General features: G+C 72.5%; 10 protein-coding genes and 1 tRNA gene. 6 read left to right on the plus strand and 5 right to left on the minus strand.

Translation table 11 applies throughout. The features are described from left to right. Positions 1-190 precede the first annotated feature (190 nt). Both dapC and fdxA read right to left on the minus strand, forming a co-directional pair. Positions 191-1,288, minus strand: coding sequence for a succinyldiaminopimelate transaminase (gene dapC, locus CCN56_RS03700; protein WP_086823544.1), 1,098 nt, complete (start codon positions 1,286-1,288; stop codon positions 191-193). A gap of 83 nt (positions 1,289-1,371) precedes the next feature. Continuing rightward, positions 1,372-1,692: a ferredoxin gene (gene fdxA / locus CCN56_RS03705; protein ID WP_015035968.1), complete on the minus strand. Its 321-nt coding sequence runs from the start codon at positions 1,690-1,692 to the stop codon at positions 1,372-1,374. A 112-nt stretch (positions 1,693-1,804) separates the two neighbouring features. On the opposite strand from fdxA, the gene CCN56_RS03710 reads away from it, so the two are divergent. Next, entirely contained in the window at positions 1,805-2,860 is a 1,056-nt protein-coding gene (locus tag CCN56_RS03710; RefSeq protein WP_086823548.1) for a GNAT family N-acetyltransferase, read from the plus strand. Further along, positions 2,857-3,750, plus strand: coding sequence for a transglutaminase-like domain-containing protein (locus CCN56_RS03715; protein ID WP_086823552.1), 894 nt, complete (start codon positions 2,857-2,859; stop codon positions 3,748-3,750). Before CCN56_RS03710 ends, CCN56_RS03715 begins: the two co-directional genes overlap by 4 nt. Positions 3,751-3,800: 50 nt before the next feature. Here the strand turns inward: CCN56_RS03715 and CCN56_RS03720 are convergent. Continuing rightward, positions 3,801-3,875: transfer RNA gene (locus CCN56_RS03720), tRNA-Ala, on the minus strand. A gap of 29 nt (positions 3,876-3,904) precedes the next feature. Continuing rightward, a complete protein-coding gene (locus CCN56_RS03725; protein WP_086823555.1) occupies positions 3,905-4,594 on the minus strand; it encodes a GntR family transcriptional regulator in 690 nt (229 codons plus the stop codon). A 146-nt stretch (positions 4,595-4,740) separates the two neighbouring features. On the opposite strand from CCN56_RS03725, the gene CCN56_RS03730 reads away from it, so the two are divergent. The 4 genes from CCN56_RS03730 (at position 4,741) to CCN56_RS03745 (ending at position 8,905) form a co-directional block, all read left to right on the plus strand. Continuing rightward, positions 4,741-6,069, plus strand: coding sequence for an MFS transporter (locus tag CCN56_RS03730; protein WP_218779390.1), 1,329 nt, complete (start codon positions 4,741-4,743; stop codon positions 6,067-6,069). Continuing rightward, positions 6,066-7,235 carry a hypothetical protein gene (locus CCN56_RS03735; RefSeq protein ID WP_086823558.1) on the plus strand — a complete coding sequence of 390 codons (1,170 nt, stop codon included), beginning with the start codon at positions 6,066-6,068 and terminating at the stop codon, positions 7,233-7,235. Before CCN56_RS03730 ends, CCN56_RS03735 begins: the two co-directional genes overlap by 4 nt. Next, entirely contained in the window at positions 7,232-8,140 is a 909-nt protein-coding gene (locus CCN56_RS03740; protein WP_086823561.1) for a polysaccharide deacetylase, read from the plus strand. Before CCN56_RS03735 ends, CCN56_RS03740 begins: the two co-directional genes overlap by 4 nt. A gap of 66 nt (positions 8,141-8,206) precedes the next feature. Beyond that, positions 8,207-8,905 carry a hypothetical protein gene (locus tag CCN56_RS03745; protein WP_086823564.1) on the plus strand — a complete coding sequence of 233 codons (699 nt, stop codon included), beginning with the start codon at positions 8,207-8,209 and terminating at the stop codon, positions 8,903-8,905. 59 nt (positions 8,906-8,964) lie between these two features. Here CCN56_RS03745 and CCN56_RS03750 read toward each other — a convergent pair. After that, positions 8,965-10,226 (minus strand): hypothetical protein (locus CCN56_RS03750; protein ID WP_086823567.1); only part of this gene is annotated, 1,262 nt, incomplete at its 5' end.

The following is a 10,226-nucleotide window of genomic DNA, read 5'->3' on the forward strand; positions in this document are numbered from 1 at the left end:
GCCCAGGCCACCGCCCAGGGCGCCGCCGAGAGCGCCGAGGGCCCGACCGGCGGCGCCCTGGGCGGTGGCCTGGGCGGCCTGCCGACCGGCCAGACCCTGGGCGGCCTGCCCCTCGGCGGCTGATCCGCACCACGACGCACGGAGGGCCCGGGGAGCACACGCTCCCCGGGCCCTCCGGCGTCCCGCGGGCTCAGCCCAGGCGCTTGACCGCGGCCTCGACCCGCTCGTCCGTCGCCGTGAACGCCACCCGCACGAACCGCTCCCCGGCCTCGCCGTAGAAGTCGCCGGGCGCCACCAGGATGCCCTTCTCCGCCAGGTACGCCACGGTCTCCCAGCACGGCTCGTCCCGGGTCGCCCACAGGTACAGGCTCGCCTCGCTGTGCTCGATCCGGAAGCCGTGCACCTCCAGGGCCCCCCGCAGCGCCGCCCGGCGGGCCGCGTACCGCTCCCGCTGCTCGGCCACGTGCGCGTCGTCGCCGAGCGCCGCGACCGTCGCCGCCTGCACCGGGGCCGCGGTCATCATGCCGCCGTGCTTGCGGATCTGCAGCAGCTCGCCCAGGACGGCCGCGTCGCCCGCGATGAACGCGGCCCGGTAGCCGGCCAGGTTGGAGCGCTTGGACAGCGAGTGGACCGCGACGATCCCCTCGTACGAGCCGCCGCAGACGTCCGGGTGCAGGACCGAGACCGGGTCGGCCTCCCAGCCCAGCTCCAGGTAGCACTCGTCGGAGAAGACGAGGATGCCGTGCTCGCGCGCCCAGCCCACGATCCGGGTCAGCTCGTCCTTCGCGAGGACCTTGCCGGTCGGGTTGGACGGGGAGTTGAGCCACAGCAGCTTGACGGCGGCCGGGTCCAGGTCCGCCACCGGGTCGTCGTAGACGACCGGGGTCGCGCCGCAGAGCCGCGCGCCGACCTCGTACGTCGGGTACGCGAGCCGCGGGTAGGCGACCACGTCACCGGCGCCGAGCCCGAGCTGCGTCGGCAGCCAGGCCACCAGCTCCTTGGAACCGACCACCGGCAGCACGTTCTCGTGGGCGAAGTCCACCGCGCCCAGGCGCCGCCCGCACCAGCCGGTGAGCGCGTCCCGCAGCTCCTTCGTCCCCCACACCGTGGGATAGCCCGGCGAGTCCGCCGCCGCTACCAGGGCCTCCTGGATCACCGCGGGGACCGGGTCGACGGGCGTGCCGACGGAGAGGTCCACGATTCCGTCCGGGTGCGCCACGGCCGTCTCCTTGTACGGCTCCAGCTTGTCCCAGGGGAAGACGGGCAGGCGCGAAGAGACTGCGCTCACGGGTTGGCTCACTTCCTCGTACGTACGGAAAACGCTTCGGTCCCGTACAGCGGCGAGGCCGTACGGGACCGAGGGCGAATGAATCAGCCGTTCTGCGGCGGCAGGGCGGCGATGAAGGGGTGGTCGCGCTCGATCTCGCCGAGCTTGGAGGCACCACCGGGCGAACCGAGCTCGTCGAAGAACTCGACGTTCGCCTTGTAGTAGTCCTTCCACTCCTCCGGGGTGTCGTCCTCGTAGAAGATCGCCTCGACCGGGCAGACCGGCTCACAGGCCCCACAGTCGACGCATTCGTCCGGGTGGATGTACAAGGACCGCTTGCCCTCGTAGATGCAGTCGACGGGGCACTCCTCGATGCACGCCTTGTCCTTGACGTCGACACAAGGCTGCGCGATGACGTAGGTCACGCTGTCGTTCCTCCTCGATAGGGCTGGTCTGCGCGGGAGCGCGGCGTCGTCGATGCCCGCACCTAGTATCTCCGTTCTTGGGGGCGATCCGAACAGGAGGGGCGGAGAAGCTGTGGAAATCACCGGCGGAGGGCGCCTTGAAGTGCGAATTACCAGCGCTGACGTGGGAAAACGTGTCTCCGTTCGGTACGTGACGGACTCGGCGGAACCGGGCGAGAAGTTCACCGACGCGGTCGGGGTTCTCACATCATGGGACGCCGGTGTGCTGCTGATCACACGAAAGAGCGGCGAGAGCGTCCGGATCGCGGAATCCGCGCTGGCCGCGGGGAAGGTCGTCCCGGCCGCCCCGGCCCGCCGGCGGGGCCCCTCGGCCACCTTCGCGGAGCTCGCCCGCGCCACCGCGCGCGCGTGGCAGCCGGTCGAGAGCGAGGCCCTGGGCGAGTGGACCTTGCGGGCCGCGTTCCACGAGGTGCCGCCCGAAGGGCGTCCTGGAGGGGCGGTGGCCGGGCGACGGGTGGGCTTCACCCGGCGCGCCAACTCGGCCCTGCCGCTCGGTGATCCCGGGATGCCGGTCGCCGAGGCGCTCACGCACGTGCGCGCGTGGTACGCGGCCCGGAAGCTGCCCCCGTACGTCCAGGCCGCCACCGGCGCCGAGGGCACCCAGGAACTGCTGTGCGCCGCCCTCGACCGGCACGGCTGGCGGCGCGAGGTCTCCGCCGAGGTGCGGATCGCGGCGCTCGCCCCGATCGGCGACCTGGACGCCGACGTCTCCGCCGTACGCCTGTCCCGGACGGTCGACGAGGCCTGGCTGCGCCGCTACCAGCGCTTCGAGGAGGCGAGCCCGGCGGTCAGGTCCGTCCTCTCCTCCGGCCCGAGTGTGTGGTTCGCGTCCGTCGCGGGCACGGGAGAGGTACCGGCGGCGATCGGACGCTGTGTGGTCGACGGCCGCTGGGCCGGCTTCATGGCGGTCGAGGTCGACCCCGACCAGCGGCGCCGGGGCCTGGCGACGTCCGTCATGACGGCGCTCGCCCGGCAGGCGCTCGACGAGGGCGCGTCGGCGGCCTGGCTCCAGGTGGAGGCGGACAACGACGGCGCCCGGGCGCTGTACGACGGGATGGGCTTCGCGGCCCACCACCACTACCACCACTACCGATGGGCCGAGGCGTGACGGAGGACGTACCACCACCGGACGGACCGGACGGACCGGACGAGCCAGGAGACGCATCCGGCGAGGCGGACCGGGGCGACTGGCGGCGGGAATTCGCCGAGGAGGCGCGCGCCGAGCGGCCCGACCTCGCCCGGCTCTGCCTGCTGATCGGCGCGGTGGCCGACCCGTCCGTCACCCGGCGCGACCTCGACGAGGCCGAGATCGAACTCGACCGGCTCGCCGGGCTCGTCCCGTACGCGACCCGGATCACCGGCGACTGGGCCGCCGAGCTCGCCGCGCTCCTCGGCCGCCGCGAGGGCTTCGAGGGCGTGCCCGCCGACTACCAGCGCCTGGAGTCCTCGCTGCTGCACGAAGTGCTGCGGCGCCGCCGGGGCCTGCCCATCCTGCTCTCCGTCGTGTGGATGGAGGTCGCCCGCCGGGCCGGCGCCCCCGTGTACGGGCTCGGACTGCCCGGCCACTTCGTCGTGGGCTTCGGCGACCCGGCCGACCTGGACCTCGCCGACCCGTTCGCGGGCGGGCGGGCCATGACGGGCGAGGACGCCGAGCTGCTGGTGGCGAGCGCGACGGGCGAGGCGCTCGACCGCTCGATGCTCCGCCCCGCCGAGCCGGGCGCGATCGCCCTCCGGATCCTCAACAACATCCGCGCCTGGGCGGCCCCCCGCCCCGAGCGCGCCGACGTGGCCCTGTGGGCGGTGGAGCTCGCCCTGCTGCTCCCCTCCCACCCGGCGAGACTCCGCTACGAGCGGGCCGAACTGCTCGTCCAGCGAGGGGAGTTCCTCACGGGCGCGATCGAGATGGAGGCGTACGCACAGGTCATGGACGCGGTGGACCCGGACTCGGCGACGACGATCCGCCGACGGGCGCAGGCGGCGCGGGCGATGCTCAACTGACCGCGGCGGCGGTCGCGGTGGTACCGCAGGCCTGGGGAGAGGAAGAAGGGGGCGGGGCGACCGGATTCGAACCGGCGTCCTCCGAGATGCCATCGCGGCGCATTACCTCTGTGCTACGACCCCGCCCTTGCGAGGGATCCTAGGCGACGGCCCGTCAGGACGCCGAGTCCTTTTCCGCGTCGCCGTCGAAGAGCAGTGCCACCGCCACGTCGCGGTAGTGGCGGATGTGGCGGAGCGAGATGTCGGCCGCCGCGTCGGCGTCGCCGGCGGCGATCGCCTCGTACAGCGTGCGGTGCTCCGCCCAGAGGGAGCCCGGGTCGTCGATCTGCTGGAAGAGCCAGCGGAGCCGGCCCTCCAGGGACCCCAGGGCCGAGGCGAGCATGTCGTTGCCCGCGAGTTCCACGATGTGGTGGTGGAAGGCGGCGTTGGCGCGCGAGACGCGCTCCGGCCGGCCGGCCAGGGTCACCTTGCGCGCCTCTTCCAACAGGTCGCGGAGTTCGCCGAGTTGGGCCTCGGTGCGGCGTTCGGCGGCCCGGCGCGCGGCCAGTACCTCCAGGGCCTCGCGCAGGTCGAAGAGGTTCTCCACGTCCTGCCCGGAGAGCTCCCGGACCACGATCCGGCGCGGCGAGAGGGCGTGCAGGAAGCCCTCGCCGAGCAGGATGCGGATGGCCTCGCGGACGGGGACGCGGGAGACGCCGAACTCCTCGGCCACGTCGCGCTCGACGAGCCGGTCCCCCGGTCGCAGCCTGCCGTCGATGATGCGGTCCCGCAAGGCCTCGCACACCTGGTCACGGAGCCATCCCCCGCCGTTCGCGGGTGTGACGGCGGATTCGGTCTCGGTCATGCGCCCTCCCCGTATCGATGCGGTCACGGTATACCAAACCCTTGACGCCCTCCCACTGCACTGCTTTGGTATACCGAAACGCGGCTCGGGGCCCCGCCGCGCTTCGACGTCTCACCCTGTGCGATCTGTGAATCGAGGGTTTGTCCGTGAGTACCCCACCGGTCCCCGAGACCGTCCCCCAGGCGAAGGCCGCCACCCCCTTCGGCGGCCGTCCCAGCCGGGTCCGCTGGAAGATGTTCGTCCTGCTGCTCGGTGTCGTCGCGCTCAACTACATCGACCGCGGCTCCGTCTCCGTCGCCCTGCCCCTGATCACCGAGGACCTGGGGCTCTCCAAGGAGACCACCGGCTTCGTCCTCAGCGCGTTCTTCTGGACGTACGCACTGATGCAGATCCCCGGCGGCTGGCTCGCCGACCGCTTCGGCCCCCGCAGGATGGTCTCCGGCGCCTGTGTCGGCTGGGGCGTGGCCCAGGCCCTCACCGCCGCCGCCACCGGCGCGGGGTCCCTGCTCGGCTACCGCCTGCTCCTCGGCGCCGTCGAGGCCCCCGTCATGCCCGCGGGCGGCAAGCTCAACGCCCAGTGGCTGCCCGCGAAGGAGCGCGGCCGCGGCGCCGTGCTCCTCGACGGCGGCGCCCCGCTCGGCGCCGCGCTCGGCGGCATCCTCATCTCCGCGCTCATCGCCTGGACCGGCAGCTGGAGGACCAGCTTCGTCATCGCCGGCGTGCTGACCGTCGTCATCGGCCTGTTCGCCGCCTGGTACGTCCGCGACACCCCGCGCGAGCACCCGGGCGTGAACGACGCCGAGGCCACGTACATCGAGAACGCGCACGCCGAGGAGGACGCGGCCGGCCCGGCCGACGAGCGCACGGGCCTGCGCCCGTACCTCAAGCACCGCTCGTTCTGGGCGATGTGCCTGGGCTGGATGGGCTTCAACGGCGTCTTCTACGGACTGCTCACCTGGGGCCCGCTGTACCTGTCCGAGACCAAGGGCTTCGACATCAAGACCATCGGCTGGTCGACCCTGGTCATCTTCGGCGCGGGCTTCGTCGGCGAGCTCACCGGCGGCTGGATCTCCGACCGGCGCAAGGCCGCCGGCGCGGGCGCCAACGCCGTGATGCGCACGATGATGGGGGTCGCCGGCGTGGCCGTCGTCGCCGGACTGCTCGGCGTGGTCCTCGTACCGGACCCGATCACCGCCGTCACCCTGCTCTCCGTCGTCATGTTCTTCCTGCGCTGGGCCGGCCTCTACTGGTCCCTCCCGTCGATCCTGGCCGGCCGGGCCAACGCCGGCATCGTCGGCGGCGCCATGAACCTCGCCGGCAACATCGCCGGCATCGTCACCCCGATCGCGGTCGGCTACATCGTCGGCGGCACCGGCTCGTACACCTGGGCGCTGCTCTACTTCGTCGGCGCGGGTGTCCTCTTCACCGTCTCGTCCCTCGTCATCGACTACAGCAGGAGGCTCGCCGTCCGATGATCCGTATCGGCATGCTCACCCCGTCCTCCAACACCTGTCTGGAGCCGGTCACCTACCGCCTCCTCGACGGTGCCCGGGACCTCGCGAGCGCCCACTTCGCGCGCGTACCCGTCACCCGGATCGCCCTCGACGGCGGCTCCGACGCCCAGTTCGCCTTCGAGCCGATGCTCGCCGCCGCGCGGCAGCTCGCCGACGCGCGGGTCGACGTCATCGCCTGGAACGGCACCTCCGGCTCCTGGCTCGGCGTCGACCACGACCGGCGGCTCGCCGCCGCGATCACCGCGGAGACCGGCATCCCGGCGACCACCTCCACGCTCGCGCTGCTCGACGCCTGCGCCGCCTACGGCGTGACCCGGCTCGGCCTGGCCGTCCCCTACACCCGGGACGTCGCCGAGCGGATCGTCACCACGTACGCCGCCGAGGGCCTGGACTGCTCGCTCGCCGAGCCGTTCGGGATCCACGACAACGAGGCCTTCGCCCGGATCCCCGAGCCCGAGGTTGCCCGGCAGATCGAGCAGGCCGGCGCCGGTGACGCGCACGCGGTCGCCGTCGTCTGCACCAATGTGTACGGGGCGGGTGCCGCCCCCGGGCTCGAAGCCGCTCTCGGCATACCGGTCTTCGACAGCGTCTCCGCGACGCTCTGGAAGGCGCTCGACCTGGCCGGCGCGCACCCCGCCCTCGAAGGCCACGGCGACCTGCTGCGCTCCGGCGGTCTGCGGGCCGGCTTCCAGCGGGCGCTCGGCGACCTGCGCGAGGCGATCGGCGCCGACCGCACCACCCTGCGGCTCGACCTGCCGGCGTACGGACTGCACGTGGACCTCACGGCCGGCGAGGCGCTCGGCCCGGGCGTCCGCTCCATCCGCCGCGACGCCGGTCTCGACCAGCGCCGGCTGGGCACGGTCGAGTGGCTGGAGCGGCACCGCGTCCCGCTCGTCCAGCCGCACTTCCGGGACGACCCGAAGCCGCCGCAGGCCCTGATCGACGTCTACGGCGTGCGCGCGCAGCTGCTCTCCCCCGTCGTCCGGGGCGCGGACATGACGGGCTGGATCTCCGCCCACAGCCTCACCGGGCGGGAGTGGGGCGCGGCCGACCAGGCCGTGATGGCCGCCGCCGTCGACCGTGTGCACCACCTGCTCGACACGTACGGAAAGGCTCACTCCGCATGACCGCGAAGGACATCAAGATCGCCCTGGGCGTCGACGTCGACGCCGTGGCCGGCTGGCTCGGCAGCTACGGCGGCGAGGACTCCCCCAACGACATCCAGCGCGGTGTCTTCGCGGGCGAGGTCGGCACCCCGCGCATGCTCAAGCTGTTCGAGCGGTACGGGATCCGGACCAGCTGGTTCATCCCGGGCCACTCCATCGAGACGTTCCCCGAGCAGACCCGGATGGTCGTGGAGGCGGGCCACGAGGTCGGCGCGCACGGCTACTCGCACGAGAACCCGATCGCGATGAGCCCGCAGCAGGAGGAGGACGTCCTCGCCCGCTCGGTCGAGCTGATCGAGGAGTACACCGGCCGCAGGCCGCGCGGCTACGTGGCGCCCTGGTGGGAGATGTCGGCGCACACGGCCGCCCTGCTCCACAAGTACGGCTTCTCGTACGACCACAGCCAGAACTACCGCGACTTCACGCCCTTCTACGCGCGCGTGGGCGACAGCTGGACGAAGATCGACTACTCGAAGGAGGCCAAGGACTGGATGAAGCCGCTGGTCCACGGCCACGAGGTCGACCTGGTGGAGTTCTGCGGCAACTGGTACGTCGACGACCTGCCGCCCATGATGTTCAACAAGCACGCCCACAACAGCCACGGCTACGTCAGTCCCCGGGCCCTGGAGCAGGACTGGCGCGACCAGTTCGACTGGGTCTACCGGGAGCTGGACTACGCGGTCATCCCCGTGACCCTGCACCCCGACGTCAGCGGCCGGCCGCAGGTGCTGCTGATGCTGGAACGGTTCATCGAGTACGTGTCGGGGCACGCCGGCGTCAGCTTCTGCACCCTGGAGGACGCCGCCGACGACTTCCGCCGCCGCTTCCCCTTCGAGGGCGCGGCCCGGCCGGCCGACATGCGCTGACGGTCCCGTCACACCAACTCCCCGTACAATGCGTCGACTTGGCGCCTGTGGGGGAGGGTGATGAGTATGGATTCATCGCTTGTGCCGGTTGCGGTGATCGCTCTGCTCTGCTGGGCGGTGTACGGACTGTTCGTATGGGTCCGGGGAGTCGCGCATCGATGGCGGCTGCCGCAGCCGTCGATCGCCCCCGGTCAGCTGGAGGCATACCAGGGACAGGCCTTCCGCGAGATCTGTCGGCGGGCCAAGAGTCCCGGCACGCGCGTGGTGATGACGGCCTACTTCGCCGAGCAGGGTTGGAACCGGGCCGACGCCCGCCTCATCCTGGCCGAGCCGCTCAAGCACAAGCTGATCAAGGTCATGGGTCTGCGGTTCGGCCGGTACGAGGTCACGCGCAAGGGCTGGACCGAGTACGAGACCAAGTTCATCTGGACAGGAGGCGAAGGAGTGAACATCTCCGCCGCATCGGGCGGCTTCCTCGTGGCGAACGTCAACAGTCCTCAGGCGATCGCCCACGGCGGCCACAACAACCGGACGAACGCGTCCGACATCCCCCACCAGCGGCTGATCGACGCCCTGCGCACGGACGCGGCGGCCGCGCCGACCGACGAGGCGGTACGGGCCCGGGAGTACGCCGACGACCTGGACTCGGCCGTGGCGGCGCAGGACGCCGACAGGACGACCCGCATCCTCGGACGGATCAACGCCCTCCTGGCCACCGCCACGGCCGCCTTCACCCTGACCCGCGAGCTGCTGCCGCCCTCGTAGAAAGCGCGCGAGCCCCCGTCCCGGGCAGGGACGGGGGCTCGGTCGTGCGGTGGGGACCGTCAGCCCTCGCCGCTGAGGTCGATCGTCTTCGTGCGCTCCGCGAGGGTCTTGCCCATCAGGGCGTCGCGCATCGCGAAGGCCACGTCGTCGGCGGAGACCTCGTGCTTCGTGCCGTCGCCCTTGGTGATCATGACGCCCTTGAAGGCGCCGTCGAGGAGCCGCTCGATCGCCTTCTTGTCGTAGACCTCGACCAGCCGGCCGTCGACGGCCTTCATGGAGAGGATCTGCGGCAGCGACCGCGCCGGACCGAAGTCGATGTGCTTGCCGCCCGCCTGGATCCTGATCAGACCGGACATGGCGGGCGTCGCGAACTCCTTCATCGCCCGGTCCAGCTCGGCCTTGGTGACCTTCGGCCGCATGGTGGTGACCGGCAGCTCGACCAGCTTGCCCTGGCCCGTCTCGACCTGGGCGCGGAAGGCGTCCTGCACGGAGATCATCGACCGCTGGACGTCCAGGCCCTGTCCGGCCTTGCCCTCGACCGGGGTCACCTTGTTCGGGGCGAACAGGATCGTGCCCTCGGTCGCGGAGGCGGACGTGCCGGCCAGGTCGGTCAGGGCGACGGCGAGCTTCTCCCGGTCGACCGGGAAGACCGGCTTGGCGACCCGCTCGCCGCCGAAGAGGGAGCCGATGACCGAGACCGGGTTGTAGTCGCTGCCCGCCGCGGCGCGGACGGTCTCCTGGCTGTCGAGCGCCAGGCCCGCCTTTTCCGGGGCCAGCTCGACCTTCTTGCCGCCGACGCTGAGCTGGAGCGGGGCGGTGGCCCGCTTGCCGAGCGCCGTGTCCAGCTTCTCGACGGCCTCCTCCTTCGTACCGCCGCCGATGTCCACGCCGAGCACCGTGGTGCCCTTGGGGACGTCGGAGTGGTTGAGGAGCAGTCCGGCGCCGTAGGCGACGCCGACGAGGCCGACGACTCCGACGGCGGCGAGGACCAGCTTGGAGCGGCCCTTCTTCGCCGGGGCGCGGTCGGCCGCCGGCGCCTGGCGCGGCGCGGGCGCGGGGGCCGGGCTCGCGTGGTCCTCGATGCGCGGGGTCAGGTCCGGGCGGGCCGCCGTCGGCGGGACCACGGGGATGCCGCTGGTGAGGGTGTCCCCGGAGACGTGGGCGCCGTTGTCGGCCGCCGCGCCCGGTCCGGACCTCGGCGCCGGGGCGGGCTGCTGCGGCGTCAGGATCGCGGTGTCGTCGGACATGCGGGGCGCGCCGCCGCCGGCGAACGGGGAGCCCGCGCCCTGGCCGCCGGCGAACGGGGAGCCCGCGCCCTGGC

It is taken from the genome of Streptomyces sp. NRRL B-24572 (assembly GCF_002156145.1).
GTDB lineage: Bacteria > Actinomycetota > Actinomycetes > Streptomycetales > Streptomycetaceae > Streptomyces > Streptomyces vietnamensis.

Coding starts and splice junctions, on each gene's coding strand:
- CCN56_RS03725 (WP_086823555.1), bottom strand. CDS start 4,594: ATGACCGAGACCGAATCCGCCGTCACACCCGCGAACGGCGGGGGATGG.
- CCN56_RS03735 (WP_086823558.1), top strand. CDS start 6,066: ATGATCCGTATCGGCATGCTCACCCCGTCCTCCAACACCTGTCTGGAG.
- CCN56_RS03740 (WP_086823561.1), top strand. CDS start 7,232: ATGACCGCGAAGGACATCAAGATCGCCCTGGGCGTCGACGTCGACGCC.
- CCN56_RS03745 (WP_086823564.1), top strand. CDS start 8,207: ATGGATTCATCGCTTGTGCCGGTTGCGGTGATCGCTCTGCTCTGCTGG.